The sequence below is a fragment of the Frondihabitans australicus genome (genome assembly GCF_003634555.1).
Classification (GTDB): Bacteria; Actinomycetota; Actinomycetes; order Actinomycetales; family Microbacteriaceae; genus Frondihabitans; species Frondihabitans australicus.
In genome coordinates this window covers 1,138,495-1,155,381 of the sequence record NZ_RBKS01000001.1, presented here as the reverse complement: position 1 = coordinate 1,155,381, position 16,887 = coordinate 1,138,495, and the positions used below count along the sequence as shown (strand labels likewise).

Annotated in this window: 11 protein-coding genes; 9 read left to right on the top strand and 2 right to left on the bottom strand. The window is 71.8% G+C overall.

Annotated elements, in window-relative coordinates:
• Window positions 1-23 precede the first annotated feature (23 nt).
• Window positions 24-3,155 carry a beta strand repeat-containing protein gene (locus tag C8E83_RS05285; RefSeq protein ID WP_121368764.1) on the bottom strand — a complete coding sequence of 1,044 codons (3,132 nt, stop codon included), beginning with the start codon at window positions 3,153-3,155 and terminating at the stop codon, window positions 24-26.
• 140 nt (window positions 3,156-3,295) lie between these two features.
• On the opposite strand from C8E83_RS05285, the gene C8E83_RS05280 reads away from it, so the two are divergent.
• The 3 genes from C8E83_RS05280 to C8E83_RS05270 all read left to right on the top strand — a co-directional run bounded on the left by C8E83_RS05280 (window position 3,296) and on the right by C8E83_RS05270 (window position 7,006).
• On the top strand, window positions 3,296-5,089 hold the full coding sequence (locus C8E83_RS05280) for an MFS transporter (protein WP_245981432.1): 1,794 nt from the start codon (window positions 3,296-3,298) through the stop codon (window positions 5,087-5,089).
• Entirely contained in the window at window positions 5,089-5,550 is a 462-nt protein-coding gene (locus C8E83_RS05275) for a MarR family transcriptional regulator (RefSeq protein WP_121368763.1), read from the top strand. The genes C8E83_RS05280 and C8E83_RS05275 overlap by 1 nt, the downstream gene beginning before the upstream one ends.
• 220 nt (window positions 5,551-5,770) lie before the next feature.
• A complete protein-coding gene (locus tag C8E83_RS05270; protein WP_121368762.1) occupies window positions 5,771-7,006 on the top strand; it encodes an ATP-binding protein in 1,236 nt (411 codons plus the stop codon).
• 35 nt (window positions 7,007-7,041) lie between these two features.
• Here C8E83_RS05270 and C8E83_RS05265 read toward each other — a convergent pair whose 3' ends face one another.
• On the bottom strand, window positions 7,042-8,013 hold the full coding sequence (locus C8E83_RS05265; protein ID WP_121368761.1) for a hypothetical protein: 972 nt from the start codon (window positions 8,011-8,013) through the stop codon (window positions 7,042-7,044).
• A gap of 47 nt (window positions 8,014-8,060) precedes the next feature.
• Here C8E83_RS05265 and C8E83_RS05260 point away from each other — a divergent pair, with 47 nt between their 5' ends.
• From C8E83_RS05260 to C8E83_RS05235, 6 genes are all read left to right on the top strand, one after another.
• A complete protein-coding gene (locus C8E83_RS05260; protein ID WP_121368760.1) occupies window positions 8,061-9,110 on the top strand; it encodes an Ig-like domain-containing protein in 1,050 nt (349 codons plus the stop codon).
• Window positions 9,111-9,138: 28 nt separating this feature from the next.
• Window positions 9,139-13,491, top strand: a complete 4,353-nt coding sequence (locus C8E83_RS05255; protein ID WP_121368759.1) for a type VII secretion EssC family protein — start codon at window positions 9,139-9,141, stop codon at window positions 13,489-13,491.
• An 84-nt stretch (window positions 13,492-13,575) separates the two neighbouring features.
• Entirely contained in the window at window positions 13,576-14,367 is a 792-nt protein-coding gene (gene lepB, locus C8E83_RS05250) for a signal peptidase I (protein WP_245981430.1), read from the top strand.
• Window positions 14,368-14,410: 43 nt separating this feature from the next.
• Window positions 14,411-15,175: a carbohydrate ABC transporter permease gene (locus tag C8E83_RS05245; RefSeq protein WP_121368758.1), complete on the top strand. Its 765-nt coding sequence runs from the start codon at window positions 14,411-14,413 to the stop codon at window positions 15,173-15,175.
• Window positions 15,176-15,204: 29 nt separating this feature from the next.
• Complete coding sequence (locus C8E83_RS05240; RefSeq protein ID WP_121368757.1) at window positions 15,205-16,104, top strand: alpha/beta fold hydrolase; 900 nt, start codon at window positions 15,205-15,207, stop codon at window positions 16,102-16,104.
• Window positions 16,105-16,128: 24 nt separating this feature from the next.
• The gene (locus C8E83_RS05235) at window positions 16,129-16,884 is read left to right on the top strand and encodes a metallophosphoesterase family protein (protein ID WP_121368756.1); all 756 of its coding nucleotides are present in this window, start codon (window positions 16,129-16,131) and stop codon (window positions 16,882-16,884) included.
• The last annotated feature ends 3 nt before the right edge of the window (window positions 16,885-16,887 follow it).

Sequence of the window (16,887 nt, the reverse complement as noted above, 5' to 3'; positions counted from 1 at the left end):
CTGCGGGAGGGGTTGCGCCCCGGCTACCGGGTGAGCTTGACCGTGAGCGTCGTCGACGAGGGCGAGTAGTACTCGTTGCCCGCGTAGGCGATGGTGACCGTCGACGTGCCGACCGGCAGGATCCCGCCCGGCACGGTGGTGGCGATGATCGGCAGGAGCCCGGGCAGCGTCGTCTTCTGCGACCCGACGACGGCCCCCGCCGAGTTCCTCTCCGTGACGGTGACCGTGCCGGCCATCGTCTGCGACGACAGCTTGGCCGGGACCACGACGCCGAGGATCCCGATCGGGGTCTTCGTCGTCGGCAGGAGGGCGATCGTCGCTGCAGACGTCTTCGTGGCGATGCCGGCGACCGTCTCGGTGAGCGAGCCGGTGGAGGCCGTGTAGCCGTCGGATCCTGCGTAGGTCGCCTTCACCGTGTAAGCCGAGCCCGAGGCCCGCAGGGTTCCGGCGGGCAGCGTGCAGGTGGCGGCCGACGCGGTGTCGTCCGTCGTGGTGAGCGGTGCGGTCGCTCCGGCGGCGCAGGTGACGGTCGAGCCGTCGGCGCCGGTGATCGCGAACGTCACGCTGCCCGTGGGAGCGGCCGAAGCGGGCTGGCCCGCGACGGTCGCCGTGAGCGTCACCGCCGTGTGCGGGGCGACGGTCGCGGCGCTGGACGTCACGGTCAGCGACGAGGCCTGGGTCGCAGGAGCCGTGTAGGTGAACGTGGCCGCGAGGTCCTTCTGCAGCCCGGTCGCCTCACCGGTCTTCGAGGTGAGGCCGTCCCCGTACCAGTCCACAGTGCCGTCGTCCTGGACGAGCTGCACCTGCGAACCCGTCGTGAGGCTGTCGGGCACGCTCACGATGGTCTCCCACGAGCCGTTGTTCGGCGTCGCGGGCACCTGCGGCAGCTGCGTGCCGGTGAGGCGCGGCGCGTGGGCCGGGTCGCCGTCCCAGGCGTAGAGCGAGAAGCCGGTGTTGTCGCCGTTCGCCGTGCCGGCGACGATGAGGAACTGGCCGTTCGCGTTCTCCTTGATGTCGCGGATGCCGAGGCCGCCGAGGTCCATGAAGATCGGCTTGCCGAACGTCGCGTGCGTCGACGACTGGTTGCCCGCCGTCGAGAGCGCCGTGTAGTTCGTCACCGGGATCAGCATCGCGAGGTGGCGGTCGGTGGTCGGCTCGAGCGGTGCGCGGAAGGCGAGGTACGCCGTCGACGAGGTCGGCGAGGCGAACTCGAGGCCCTCGACGTTCAGTGCGGACGAGTCGTGTCCATCTACGCCGTCGGCCGACGAGGCGGCCAGGCCGAGGTAGTTCGCGCCGAGGCCGGAGCCGTTCGACTGGTCCCAGGCGACGAGGTCGGCCAGGAGCCCGGTGTAGCTGCCGAGGTAGGTGAGCGTCGCGTTCGCGCCGGTGCCGGTCACCCGCGTGGCGAAGACCGTGCTGCGGGCGGGGGCGAGCTTGCCGCTCGAGCTGTTGCTCATCGACCCCTCCCAGTAGATGACGTCGCCCTGCTTGGACGCGCCCTCGATGTCGATCTCGCTGTCGCCGTCGGGCAGGAGCGAATCGAAGTCGAACGACGCCACGGGAGCCCCGGACTTCGTCATGTCGTAGAGACGAAGCGTGTCGGACTCGTCGTCGCCGACGAACGCGTAGCCGTCGCCCGCGTCGACCGCGGCCGAGGCGTTCGCGGCACCCGACAGGTACGAGACCTTCGACGCTGTCTCGGAGTAGTCATCCGAGACGCCGTACGCGACCTGGGTCTGCGCCTTCGAGCCGTCGGGTGCGGTGACGGTGAGGGTGAGGGTCGAGGTGCCGACGCCGCCCGGTTTCACCGAGAGGGTGCGGTCGGCTCCTGCGCCCGTGATCGAGATGCCGCTGTCGGCCGCGACGGCCTGGTTCGACGAGGTGGCCGTGACGGTGAGGTCCGCAGGATCGACGGCCGTGTCACCCACGGTCACCGCGAGGGTCTGCTGCGTGGTGTCGCCGAGCGCGGCGGGCAGCGACGTGTCGCCGGTCGAGATGGTCGGCTTCACGACCGGGGGCTTGATGCCGCCGCCCGAGCCGATCGTGGTGCCGGGGGCGAAGGCGACGCCGCGGACGGCCTCGTTCGCCGGGAGCGTCGCGACGGTCGTCGCGACGCCGCTGAGCGAGCCGCCGACGCCGGAGTCGTCGGTGATCGAGTACAGCGTGCCGGTGGTGGAGTTCACGCCCGCCGACGTCGCGTAGATCGTGACGTCGCCGTTCGAGTCGTTGGCGGTGAGGCCGGTGACCTGCGGGACGAGGACCGACCCCTCCTGGGTCCAGGTGCCGTTCACGAGGCCGTACTTGACGACGGTGCCGTTGGTGGAGTCGGCCTCGTAAAGCGTGTCGGGCGCGGTGCCGGTGCCGAGGGTGAGGAGCGAGTACGCGTAGGGGTCGTTCGGTGCGGTGTCGAAGGTCAGGTTCGTGACGCTCTGACCCGTGGTCGTCGGCGTGCCGGTGCCGATCGTGCCGATCGTGAGCCCCGCCTTCGTCGGGTCGGCCGACGCGTAGAGCTGGCCGTCGACGACGGAGACCTGCCGGACGTTCTTGTACGTGCCGTTGTCGAGCTCGGTGGAGGTCGACGAGCCGAGCGTCGTGTAGCGGGCGCCGCCCGCGGCTCCGCCGACGTAGAGGTCGGTGCCGTTCGTCGACGTCGCGGAGCGGACGTTGTTGCCGTCGGCCGAGTCGGTGAGGGCCGTCGACGTGTCGACCGAGCCGTCGGCGGCGACGCGCGCGATCGTGCGAGGCGTCGAGGCGGAGGCCGTCGAGGAGATCTTCTTCGTGCCCACGGCGGCCGAGTACCCGGGGGCGATGAGGTAGCGGCCGTCGGCCGAGAGGGTGAGGAGGCCCTCGGATCCTGAGCTGCCGCTGGCCGTGAGGGCGTGCTGCGTACCGCTCGCCGTCTGGGGCATCGGCACGGACTGCACGAGCGTCCCCGAGGGCGTGTACTCGTCGAGGAACACCGGGGTCGCTCCGCTGCTGAGCGCGGTGGTGCCGTCGCCGACGCGGTAGACGACGACGTCGCCGGGAGTGAAGGAGGCGGTCGCGGCGGAGGCCGATGCGGCGCCGGTGGCGGTGAGTGAGGCTGCGCCTGTGACGGAGAGGGCGACGGCGAGCGTCAGCCCCAGAGATCGGCGTGAGCCGGAGGAGATGGGCATGGCCCACAAAGTAGGGACGACGATTGAACGGCTCGCGACCGTTCGGTGAACGAACCGGATCGTTTGGAAGAGGCGTATAGTTAGTTCACATCAAGCAACTATCTCGCTTGAGACCACCCACTACGTCCCGGAAAGCTGCTGTGCCTGCCTTCGTCGCGAAAGACCACCCGCGCTACAAGTGGATCGCACTGAGCAACACCACCCTCGGTGTGCTCATGGCGGTCATCAACTCGTCCATCGTCATCATCTCGCTGCCCGCCATCTTCAAGGGCATCGATCTCAACCCGCTCGCCGCGGGCAACGTCAGCTACCTGCTCTGGATGCTGATGGGCTACATGCTCATCACGGCGGTGCTGGTCGTGACGTTCGGGCGCCTCGGCGACATGTACGGCCGCGTCCGCATCTACAACGCCGGCTTCGTCGTCTTCACGATCGGCTCCATCGCCCTCGCCTTCGACCCGTACACGGGCGGCACCGGCGCCATGTGGCTGATCATCTGGCGCCTCGTGCAGGGCATCGGCGGCGCCATGCTCTTCGCCAACTCCACCGCGATCCTCACCGACGCCTTCCCCTCGAACAAGCGCGGCATGGCGCTGGGCATCAACCAGGTCGCCGCCATCGCGGGATCGTTCATCGGCCTGATCGTCGGCGGACTGCTCTCGACCATCGACTGGCGCGCCGTGTTCTTCGTCAGCGTCCCGATCGGCATCATCGGCACGATCTGGTCGTACAAGTCTCTGCACGAGGTCGGCGTCAAGAACAAGGGCAAGCTCGACTGGCCCGGCAACATCGTCTTCGCCGTGGGCCTCACGGCGCTTCTGGCGGCCATCACCTACGGCATCCAGCCCTACGGCTCGTCGGCGACCGGCTGGGGCAACCCGTGGGTGCTCGCCGGGATCATCGGCGGCATCGTGCTGCTCGTCGTGTTCGTGTTCATGGAGCTCCACTCGAAGTCCCCGATGTTCGAGATGCGCCTGTTCAAGATCCGGTCGTTCTCCATGGCGATCCTCGCCGGCCTCCTCGCCTCGATCGGCCGCGGCGGTCTCCAGTTCATGCTGATCATCTGGCTGCAGGGCATCTGGCTGCCGCTCCACGGCTACTCGTATGAGGACACCCCGCTCTGGGCCGGCATCTACCTGATCCCGCTCACCGTCGGCTTCCTCATCGCCGGGCCGATCTCGGGCACTCTGTCGGACCGCTTCGGCGCGAAGGGGTTCGCCACGGGCGGCCTCGTGCTGGTCGCGCTCACGTTCGTCGGCCTGCTCCTGCTGCCGGTGAACTTCAGCTACCTGCCGTTCGCCGTCATCACCTTCCTGTCGGGTGTCGGGTCGGGCATGTTCGGAGCGCCCAACCGCGCGTCGATCATGAACTCGGTGCCGGCGAACCAGCGCGGATCGGCCTCCGGCATGGCGGGCACCGTGCAGAACGCGGGCACGTCACTCTCCATCGGCGTGTTCTTCTCGCTCATGATCGCGGGCCTCTCCACGACACTGCCGTCGACGCTCAAGTCGGGTCTCGCCTCCCACGGCGTCTCGACGACGGTCGCGACGCAGATCTCGCAGCTGCCCCCGGTCTCGACGCTGTTCTCGGCCTTCCTCGGCTTCAACCCGATCCAGGAGCTGCTGGGCTCGAAGGTCCTGTCGGGCCTGTCGAGCGCCAACCGATCGACCCTCGTCGGCAAGGAGTTCTTCCCGCAGCTGATCTCGGCGCCGTTCCACCACGGCCTCGTCGTCGTCTTCACGGCGGCCACGATCATGACGGTCATCGCGGCCATCGCATCGCTGGTCCGCGGCAAGAAGTTCGTGCACCTCGACCTGCCGACCGGCTCCGTCGACATCGTCGAGACGGGCGAGGACGGCCAGACGGAGGTCGTGCCATCGACGTCGAGCTCGTCGACGCCCGTGACGGCCTCGAACGCGGTGCGAGACAGCTGATGAGCACCGACAGCGCTGCGGCGACCGGCGTCCTCGACGTCGGCGCCGACAGCGCGGCGGCTCGGCTCGCCCTCGTCGTCGGCCGGCTCAACCGCCTGCTGCGACCGTCGAGGTCGCAGCTGAGCCCCGGACTGATGATGGCCCTGTCGACGATCGCGCGGCAGGGCCCGCTGCGGCCGTCGCAGCTCGGGCGCGTCGAAGGGGTCTCGGCTCCGTCGGCCACCAGGATCATCGACGAGCTGGTCCGGCGCGACCTCGCCGAGAAGGCTCCCGACCCCGACGACGGCCGGTCGTTCTTCGTCCGCGCGACGACCGCGGGCGAGCAGGCCGTGCTCGACGCGCGGCGGGAGCGAGCCGAGTATGCCGGGGCCCTGCTGGACGGTCTCACGGACGAGGAGAGCCGGCTCCTGCTGGCCGCCCTGCCCGCCCTCGAGCACGCCGCCGAGGGCGACCTGGTCTAGACCGGCGGCTCTTCCGGTCTCGGGCGAGGCTCAGGAGCCGGGCGAGCCGGGCGCTGCGCGATGCGGCTGAGACGTACCCCCAGTCCGCGTGGCAGGGGGCCAGCCGAGCGCGTGTCGGACACTCGCGGCGGTTACAGTGCAACGCACTCGGCGACCTGAGCGAGCGACCGTCGAGTGCTGCCGATCACGCCCGTCGCCCGCCCGATCCGATGAGCCGCCCGTGTCCCTCACCCCGCAGACGCCCCCTGTCGCGCCGCGCCGTCGCGCCGCGTCACCGGTGACGGGGACCCTCATCGCGTCGATCCTCCGGCGCTGCATGGGCGCGTTCTGCGTGGTCTACGGGGCGTCGTCCGTGCCGGCGGTCCTCTCGCAGCACACGCTGCCGAACGCGTGGAAGTCGCTCCTGCTGATGCTCTTCTTCGGCTCGTTCGGGGCCATGGCCGTCCTGGGACTCCTGAACCGCCGCTTCACGATCGTCGCGCAGTTCGTCACCGTGGCGTTCGTCGTCGCGCTCGTCTGCTGGCCCTGGGCCGCCGTCCACCCCGGCTCCGTGCAGCCCACTCATCCGTGGCTGTGGGACCTCTACAGCCTCGCGATGGCGTCCAGCGTCTTCGCGTTCTCGAGTTGGATCGCGGCCGTCTACGTGACGGTCGTCCCTCTCCTCTACATCGTCGTCCGGATGACGCCGTCAGGCGGCGGGGCGTCACTCGGCCTCGCCCTCCTCGACTCGATGTACGCCTTCCTCCTCGGCGTCGCGATCTTCACCCTGGCGACGCTGCTCTGGCGAGCGGCGAAAGCCGTCGACGAGGCGCAGGCCGGTGCGATCGAGCGATACGGCGAGGCCGTGCGGGAGCACGCCATGGAGGTCGAGCGCGTCTCGGTCGACGCGATCATCCACGACGGCGTGCTCACGACGCTGCTCTCCGCGGCGAAGGCCGTGAACCGCGACGCCGAGATCCTCGCCTCCGAGATGGCTAAGCTCAGCATGCAGAGGCTCGCGGACGCCACGGAGGCTCCCCCGGTCGACGACCGGCCGGTGTCCCTCGTCGCCCTGCAGAAGCGGCTCGTGGAGGAGCTGTGCCGTCTCGACCCGGACGCGGCGATCACGCCGGAGCACCGGATCCCCGCCATGCTCCTGCCCGCGGACGTCGCCGAGACGCTCTTCTCGGCGGCGGCGCAGGCGCTCGTGAACAGCTGTCAGCACGCCGGCGACGGTGCCTCCCGGTCGGTGAGGATCCGCGTGATCGAGGGCGTGACCGAGATCGTCGTGGTCGACGACGGTCAGGGCTTCGACACGTCCCGCCCGAGCGAGCGGCTGGGTGTGCGGGTGTCGATCCTCGAGCGCGTGACGAACATCGGCGGTCAAGCCAGCGTCCGGTCACGCATCGGCCTGGGCACGTCGGTCACCCTGCGGTGGACGAGCGAGACGCACGTGCTGTCGGGCCTTCGCGCCTGACCGGCGCCCCGTCGACGCCGGACGCGTGGGCGGAGTCAGTTCGACGAGATCTGCGACACGCAGACCTTCGCTGCTCCCTGCGCCGACAGGCCGGCGGCCGTGGCCGGCAGCTTCTGTGACGTCGCCTCGCGCTGGCTCCGCACGATGAAGCACGAGCGGTCGGTGACCTCGGCGCCGTTCTTCGGGATCCAGGCCTCGCGGCCGCCGCGCACCAGCGACGAGACGTCGATGGTCTTTCCCGTCGAGGCGTTGGTCATCGCGATCGCGTACGGCACGTTCGGGCCGTTCCACTGCAGCACGTAGTTCGCCCCGCCGTCGAGGAGCTGCAGGTTCTCGACCCGGTCGGGCCCGCGGAACACGGTCTGCATCAGCACGATCACGACGACCACGACCACCACGACGACCGCCGCGCCCATCGAGACGAGGAACGCCGGCTGGCGTGTGAGCCGCCGCACCGGCACGTCGTCGTCGAGTTCGGGCAGCACGTCGACGCGGGTCTCGAGCAGAGTGGTGGCGGAGCCGACCGACCAGCGGGGGTCGCCGAGGTCGAGGTGCCCGGCCGACCGGCCGATGGTCCGGTGGGTGAGCACGCTCGCGACGGCGGGAGCGGTCGGCAGGGCGGCGGCGGCCGGGGCCAGGGTGCGCACGGGTGCGGTGGCGGGCCGGGTGGTCGCAGGATCGGGAACCCGCCCGCCCACACCCTCTCGGCCGGACTCCCGCCCGGGCGGCGCGATCCGCTCGGCGACCAGGGGCTCGTCGCGCAGCACCCGCCGCGGCAGCGGAATCGGCTGCGGCCGGACCACCGTGGCGTCGTCGAGGTGCGCCGCGGACTCACTCGGAACCGGCGAGGGCGCGTCGACCCGCCCGCCGGCCGCGCCGGGTCGCGGAGGTGCGCCCGCGGGGCGGATGGGACGCTTCGGGTCGGCGGCAGCGGACGACACGGCCGCGTCGTCGTCGATCGTCACGAAGCCCCCTCCGGCGCCGCCGGAGTCTCCGGTGGTGTTCAAAATGCTACCGTAGACACGTTCTCTGCTCGGGTGGAATGGGGGTTCCGGTGCGCGATCTCCGCCGCTCGGCGCGAGGCCTTCTGGCCGCTGCCGCTCTGGTCGTGATCGTGTCGGCGATCCTGCGCCCCGGTCTGGCGGAGCCCGCGGCGGCGTCCACGTCGTCGGCGACGATTCAGCTGCCCTACCTCGGGTCGGACAGCGTCGGCGTGCCGAAGGGCGCGACCGTCACCGCCTGCCCGCGCGGCGCGTCGCCGGACCTCGTGTCGCTGACCTGCGACGACGGGCAGATCACCTTCACGGCGACCGACTTCGCTCGCGGCGTCGGCACGCAGCGCGTGACGGTGGCGTTCACGTCGGCCGGCCGGTCGTCGACGAAGACGTACCGCGTCTCGCTCGAGGCGCCGGAGCTCACGCTGCCCGCCACGATCCGCTACCGCTACCCCCTGCCGCAGGGCACGCCGACCACCGTGCCGTACAACACCTTCCGGTACGTCTGCGCCTCGTGCACGACGGCGTCGCCGCAGTTCCGCGCCGGCTCGGTCTCGCCGCGCGCGGCGGGCACGGTGCGCTTCTCCGGCACCGGCGTGGTGTTCTCCCCCGCGCCCGACTTCTCGGGTCGCGCGTCGCTGCGACTCCGCCTGCGCGATCGCTACGGCGACCAGACCGCGACGAGCACCGTGCGCGTCAACGTGGTTCCTGGCCGGAGCCACGCGCCCACGACCCGACCTGTCGCCGCGGCCTCCGCCACCCGCACCGTGACGGGCGATGCAACGGCTCGCGACATCGGCGAGAAGCGGTATCCGGCGATCCTGTCGTCGTGCGGCACCCCGCTCCACGGCCGGGTCGTCTGTCACCGCGACGGGTCGTTCGTCTACACAGCCGATGCGGGCTTCACCGGCTATGACGAGTTCGGCACGCACGTGTACGTGACGAAGACCGGCGACCAGGCGGTCGGCGCCGTCGTCGTGCGGACCGGCCTGGCCGAGCCGTCGCTCGCGGCCGGCGCCGAGAGCCCCCTGCAGGCCGCGGTGACCGCTCCCGCCTCCGCCTCGAAGACCCCGATCCTGTCGCCGATCCGACCGAAGGCCGACTCGTGATCCCCGCCCCTGCCGAAGGAGGCCCGCCGTGCGCCTGAACCTCTCCGCTCCGCGACCGGACGACACAGCGTCAGCTCACGACGTCGTGCTCGACGCCGAGCCGTCCGTGACCGTCGGCGAGCTCGCCGCCGCCCTCGGTCTGCCGGCCCAGGCGATCGTGCCGGGCGCCGATCCCGACAGCGAGGTGGCGTCGACCGGCGTCCTCTCGGGAGTCCGCCTGCCGCTCGCGAGCCTGAGCGAGCTGCCGCCGGGCACCGTCCGCCTGGAGATCGTCGGCGGGCCGTTCGGAGGCGACGTCGTGGCGCTCCCCGCGGGCGCCGAGATCTCGGTCGGGTCGGGCCCCGACGCACTCCTGCAGATCGTCGACCCCGCGCTCGAGCCTCTGCACGCCTCCGTCGCGGTGAGCCGCGACAACGCGAACCCGGCAGCGCGGCCGTCTCTGACGATCGAGCCGGCGTCGGCGGACGCCGTGGTCCTGGTCAACGGGTCTCGGGTCGACGGCGCAGCGACCGTCACTCCCGACGACGTCGTGCAGCTCGGGGCGAGCCTCGTGCGCATCGGCACGCAGCCGCGACGCGATGCCGACGTCTCGCCCGAGGGCCTCGGGCGGGTCGCCTACAACCGGTCGTCGCGCATCCAGCCGTCGCACGAGCGTCCGTCCGTCCGCATGCCCGGCGATCGGCCGACCGCCGCCGAGAGGTCGCCCCTGCCCTGGCTCTCCGCCCTTCTCCCCGTGGTGATCGGCGTCGCCATGGCGTTCGCCTTCAAGCAGCCCATCATGCTGCTCATGGCCGCCGCCTCGCCGGTCATGGTGATCGGCAACAACGTCACGAGCCGCCGCACGGCGGCCCGCTCGGGCCGCCGCACCGTCGCGAAGTGGAAGACCGAGATCGCCGAGGCCAAGACGCGTCTGGCCGAGGTCGCGGACGAGCAGCGAGTCCGGTCGTGGGCGCAGGATCCCGGGCCGGTCGCCCTGGCCGACACCGCCCTGACCCCCACGGCTCGCCTCTGGGAACGGCGGGCCGCCGAGCCCGACGCCCTGCGGGTGCGGATCGGAGTCGGGTCGGTGCCGCTCGACGTCTCGCTCGACGGCACGCGCACCACGGCCTCCGATGCGGCGTCGCTCACGGTCTCACCCTCGCCGGTCACGGTCGACCTCGCGTCCGGCGTCGTCGGCATCGCCGGTCCTCGCCCGGTGGCCACGGCGCTGGCGCGTTCGCTCCTGATCGGCCTGGCGACGACGAGGTCGCCGCGCGACCTGGCTCTCGTCCTCCTCTGCGACCAGGCAGCCGAGGCCGACTGGTCGTTCGTGCGCTGGCTGCCGCACGCCGACGGCTCCCCCTCCGCCCTCGCCGCGATCGGCAACACCGGCGACACGCGACTCGCTCGGCTGCGCGAGCTGACGGCCCTGCTCGAGGCCCGGCAGCAGGCCGCTGGCACCCGCAGCGGCGTCCGCTTCGACCAGCACGTCGTCGTCCTGCTCGACCAGGCGCGCGCCTACCGGACGCTTTCCGGCATGGTCGGCCTGCTCGAACACGGCCCTGCGCTCGGGATCCACGTCATCGCGGTCGAGGACGACCGGTCGAGGCTGCCGGAAGAGGCTGCGTGCGAGATCCTCGTCGATCCCGCCTCTCCGCTCGTCGCACGGCTCGAGTCGTCGGCCGGCTCCTCGACCGTGCCGAATGCTCGCGTCCTGCTCGACCAGGTCACCCCGGATCGCGCCGACGTCGTCGCCCGCGCCCTCGCGCCTCTCGTGCACGTCGGCGGCGTGGGCGACGACAACCTGCTGCCCCAGGCCGTCCGCTTCGTCGACCTCGCCGGCATCGATCTCGACGACCCGGCGCCGCTGGTCGCCCGCTGGTCGTACTCGCCGCGCGAGACCCGGGCGGTCGTGGGCGCAGGAGCCGACGGAGACTTCGCCCTCGACCTCGCCCAGGACGGCCCGCACGGCCTCGTCGCCGGCACCACGGGCGCCGGCAAGTCCGAGTTCCTCCAGACCTTCGTCGTCTCGCTGGCTCTCGCGAACCGCCCCGACGCGCTGAACTTCGTGCTCGTCGACTACAAGGGCGGCTCGGCCTTCGCCGACTGCGAGCGGCTGCCCCACACCACGGGCCTCGTCACGAACCTCGACGGGCGCGAGACCGAGCGGGCGCTGGAGTCGCTCGACGCCGAGCTGAAGCGCCGCGAGCACGTCCTCCGCGAGATGGGCGCGAAGGACGCCGACGCCGCGTGGGAGCGCGACCCCGACCAGGCGGCCGCTCGCGGCATGGCCCGACTGGTCCTCGTGATCGACGAGTTCGCCGAGCTCAAGACCGAGCTCCCCGACTTCGTCACCGGTCTCGTCCGCATCGCCCGCGTCGGCCGCTCGCTGGGCGTGCACCTGATCCTGGCGACGCAACGCCCGTCGGGTGCGATCACTCCCGAGATGCAGTCCAACACCAACCTCCGCGTCGCGCTCCGCGTGACCGACAAGGCCGACTCGACGGACATCCTGGGCTCCGGCGAGGCGGCGCTCATCTCGACGACGACGCCGGGGCGCGGGTACGCGCGGCGGGGTGTCGGGGCGGCTCCCGCCGGGTTCCAGACCGCGCGCGTGGCGGGCCGGCGGCCGGGCGTCGTGCACGCGACCGCCTCGGCTCCTGCGGCCCTGAGCCGGCCGTGGCGCGCTGTCGGGGCGCCGGTGGTGTTCCCGAAGAAGCAGGCCGCCCAGACCGGGCCGGTCGACCACGACGACACGGACCTCCGGGCCCTCGTCGCCGTGATCCAGCGGGCGGCCGACGAGCTGGGCGTCGCCAAGAACCCGTCGCCGTGGCTCCTGCCCCTGCCGACGCTGCTCACTCTCGACGACGTCACCCAGGCGGTCCCCGCGGGGTCGGTCGTGATCGGGCTCGAGGACGTCCCGTCCGATCAGGCCCAGCGGCCGCTCGCCTGGAGCATCGAGTCCGGCTCGCACCTGTCGTTCGTCGGCGGCGCCCGCTCGGGGCGGACCTCCACGCTCCGCAGCCTCGTCGCGCAGCTCGCCATGACCTTCCCGCCCGCCGACCTGCACCTGTACGGCGTCGACTACGGCAATGGCGGACTCGGGCCGATGGCCGGCCTGCCCCATACCGGCGCGCTCATCACCCCGCTCGAGCAGGGCAGGCTGCCCCGGTTCGTCACCCGCCTGATCGCCGAGATCGGCCGGCGTCAGGGCGTCCTCGCCCGCGACTCGTTCGGCGACATCTCCGAGCACCGCGCAGCCCTCGCCGACACCGAGCGGGCCCACGAGCGCCTGCCGTACATCGCCGTCGCGCTCGACGGGTGGGAGCGCCTCGCCAGCGATCTCGGACCCGACGACATGATCGGGTTCCGCGAGCAGATGGTCCGCATTCTGCGCGAGGGCCCCGCGGTGGGCATCCGCCTGCTCGTCACGGGCGACCGGGCGCTCATCAACGACAAGGTGTCGGGCTTCATCGACACGCGCTACGTGCTGCCGCTGACCGATCGCGAGGACTACCGGACGGCGGGCATCCCGATCCGCGGGCTCCCCGCCGAGATCGGGCCGGGGCGGGTGTTCTTCGGCACACCCCTGCGGGAGGTGCAGGTGGCCATGCTGCCGGGCGAGCCGACGGGCGAGGGGCAGACGGCGACGTTCCGCGCGATCGTGGCGGAGGTCGCCGCGACCGCGGCACCGGCTCCTGCGGCCCTTCGGCCGTTCCGCGTCGACGTGATGCCGACCGAGATCACCTCGCTCGAGGCGGGGGACCTGCCCTTGGCCGCAGGATCAGCCGAAACCGGCGTCGACATCGGCGTCGGCGGCGACGCCCTTTCCCGGCACCGCGTCGACATCGCCGCCGCACGAGGGTTCCTCGTCGTCGGAGAACGTCGCTCGGGCCGCTCGACCACCCTGGCCGCCGTGGTCGCCGGGTTCGCCGCCGACGGGCAGCCCACCGTGGTGGTGTCGCTGCGGGACTCGCCGCTGCGGGAGGTCGCGACGAGACTCGGGGTGCCCGTGGTGTCGGATCCTGCGCTCTCGCGCGACGCGCTCCACGACGTCACGGGGCCTCTGGTCGCCGCCGGGGGCGGACCGATCGCCGTGGTCGTCGACGACGTCGAGACGCTCAAGGACCAACCGCTCGAGACGCTGCTGCTCGACGAGAAGGCGGGATTCTTCTTCGTCGTCGCGACGCACACCGAGGAGGCCGGCGGGCTGTTCCGGGGTGTGTTCCCGGAGGCCAAGAAGGCGCGGCAGGGAGTCCTCCTGTCCGCCGCGAACGCGATGAACGGCACGCAGACCTTCGGCGCACCGCTGCCCCGACAGCTGCAGGGCAAGGCCCCGGCCGGCCGCGCGGCGCTGTTCTGGGACTCGTCGTACGTCGAGGTGCAGGTGCCGCTGCCGTGACGGCCGTCCGCCCCGCCGCCCGCCGACCGAGGTGTGTGCGCGCCCCGGCGGATTCCCGGGTTCGACACCGTAACATCGTATTTCGTGACGGAATCTGCTGAGGGGTACGCCGACGGCCTGCGCCGCCGCACGGGGCGACGACGCGAGGGTGGCCGCAAGCCGGCCAAGAAGGGCGGGCCGCTCGTCTTCGTGCGCGACCTGCTGATCATCCTGCTCGCCGCGATCCTCATCTCGTTCCTCATCAAGACCTTCCTGTTCCGGTCGTTCTACATCCCCTCCGGGTCGATGGAGAACACGCTGCAGATCAACGACCGCATCGTCGTGAACGAGCTCGTGCCCAAGGTCTCGTCGCTCAAGCGCGGCGACGTGATCGTCTTCACCGACCCCGGCGGCTGGCTCTCCGGCGAGGGCGCGCCGACGGTGTCGACGACGTCCAGCAACCCCGTGATCGCGGGCATCCAGTGGGGCCTCACTCAGATAGGCCTCGGCACGCAGGACAGCGACAACCACCTCGTGAAGCGGGTCATCGGCCTGCCGGGCGACAAGGTGTCGTGCTGCAACGCCTCCGGCCAGCTCGAGGTCAACGGCGTGCCGATCAGCGAGCCCTACATCAACGTGCCCGCGTCGAAGCCCGCCGACGCCTTCCAGTACTCCGTGACCGTGCCGAAGGGCGACGTCTGGGTGCTCGGCGACAACCGGTACAACTCCGCCGACTCGGCGTACCACTACACGAAGAAAGACGCGACGGCGTTCGTGCCGATCAGCGACATCGTGGGCAAGGCCGAGATCATCACCTGGCCGTCGGCGCACTGGACCTCGCTGAGCGACTACCCACAGGTCTTCGCGCGCGTGCCCGCCGCCTCCGCGGCGAACTGACGCCCAGTCGGGTGCGCCGTGCGACCCCGGCTACGCTGAGACGGTGACGACGCGGCGAGGTGGGGCCTGGGCTCGCTTCGGCCTGCTGGCGATCGTCACGGCGCTGGTGCTCGTGCCGATCGCGGCGACGTTCCGGTCGCTGGTGGGCGCAGGAGCAGGCGTGCGCGCCTTCCTCCCGTTCGTCCAGGGCGCCGGCCTGACTTGGTTCGGCAACAGCCTCGCCGTCTCCCTGTCCACCGTCGCCGTCGCCGTCCTCGTGGGCGCGCCCGCCGGGTACGTGCTCACTCGCGGGCGCTCCCGAGCGGTGTCGGGGTATGCGCTGGTCGTGTTCGTGCTGCAGGCGTTCCCGCTGATCCTGACCATCGTGCCCCTGTTCGTGCTGTTCGCCGGTGTGGGGCTGGTCGACTCGCTGCCCGGCGTCGCCGTCGTCTACGTCGGCATGTCGATCTCCGCCGCGGTGTGGATGATGGCCTCGGCGATCGCGTCCGTGCCGGTGGCGCTCGAGGAGGCCGCGTGGCTCGACGGCTGCTCGATCGCCGGCGGCTTCTGGCGGATCGTGATGCGCAACTCGCTGCCCGGGGTGCTGTCGGCGGCGGTGTTCACGTTCCTGCTCTCGTGGAACGACTACCTGGTCGCGCTGGTCTTCCTGCGGTCGCAGCAGAACTACACGCTGGCGATCGGCCTGGAGGCAGCCGGTCACTCCCCCGCGCTCGCGCTGCTCATGTCGCTGCCGCCGGTCGTGCTGTTCCTCGTCTTCCAGCGGCACCTGCGGTTCGGCGGCGTCGCAGGGTCGTTCGGCGGAATCTGACGGGTTCCAGCGCCGGGTAGCGTCGAAGCATGACCGCAGACACGACTCTCCGCGACCAGACCATCACCCTGCGCGACGGGCGGACGCTGGGCTTCGCCGAGTGGGGCGACCCGGCCGGAGTCCCGATCGTGGGGCTCCACGGCACGCCGGGATCACGCCTCGGCCATCCGGTCGATCTCGACGGGCTCAGCCGTGCCGGGATCCGGCTCGTCACGCCCGACCGGCCGGGCTACGGTCTGTCGTCCAGGCGGCTCGGACGCTCCATCGCCGACTTCGCGTCCGATGTCGAAGAGCTCGCCGACGCCCTCGGTCTCGAGCGGTTCGCGGTCACGGGCGGCTCCGGCGGCGGACCGCACGCCCTCGCGGTCGCGCACCGGCTGCCCGGCCGGGTCAGCGCGGTCGAGTGCCGGGTCGGGATCGCCCCGATCGACGCGGAGGGCCTCGACTGGTTCGCCGACATGGACCCGATGAACGTGACCGAGTTCCGGTGGGCTCTCGAGGGACTCGAACGGACCGAGGTCGAGCTGGCGCGAGAGGCCGCGGCCGACCTGGTCCGGCTGGACGGCGATCGCCCGGCTCTGCTGCCGGACGGGTGGGAGCTCAGCGACGCCGACCGCGACCGATTCGCTGATCCTGCGATCTTCCGGGTGTTCGCCGACGAACAGCGCGAAGCCCACCGGCAGGGCGCCGGCGGGTGGGTCGACGACGACCTCGCCTTCGTGTCGCCGTGGGGATTCGACCCGGCGGACATCGCGGTGCCGGTGACCATCCGCTACGGGGTGCACGACGTCATCGTGCCGGCCGCGCACGGTGAGTGGCTGGCGGCCCGCATTCCGGCTGCGACGGGGTATCCCGAGGGCGGCGAGGGCCACGTGCCCGACCCCGCGCACCGCATCACGCAGTTCGCCGCCCTCGCCGCGACCGTCTGAGCGACGGAGTGCCAGGCTGAGGGCATGGTCTCGAGCGTCGCGGTGCTGTCGGACGTGCACGGCGTGCTGCCGGCCCTCGAGGCGGCGCTGGCGCACCCTGCGGTCGCGTCGGCGGAGCTCATCGTCGTCACGGGCGACCACACCTGGGGGCCGCAGCCCGCGGAGGTGCTCGACCGGCTCGTGGGGCTCGGCGACCGATGCCTGCTGGTGCGGGGCAATGCCGACCGCGAGCTCTTCGAGATGTCGCGCGGAGTGGACGTCGGGCTCGCCGACGACCCTCTGTCGGTGTGGGGTGCGGCCCAGCTGACCGCGGCGCACCGGGCGCTGCTCGAGTCGATGCCCTCGTCGGCGACCGTCGAGGTCGACGGGTTCGGGCCGGTCCTGTTCGTCCATGCCACCCCGCGGAACGACGAGGAGGTCGTGCTCGTCGACTCGTCGCTCGCACGATGGCGCTCCGTTCTGGCGCCCGTGCCGGATTCGGTGTCGACGGTGGTGCTGGGCCACACCCACATGCCGTTCGTGCGCCTCGTCGACGGGCGCACCGTCGTCAACCCCGGCAGCGTCGGCCTGCCGTACGGGCGCGCGGGTGCCCACTGGGCCGTGTTGGCAGCAGGATCGGTGACACTCGGCCGGGCCCTGTTCGACGGCCAGGCCGCCGTCTCGGCCATCGCGGCAGCGTCGACGTATCCCGGTGCCCGCGCGTGGGCCGTCGAGGCCCTGCTGGCGCCGACTTCCGACGCCGAAGCCCTGGCCGCCTTCGCACCGCGCGACGGGCGCTGACTG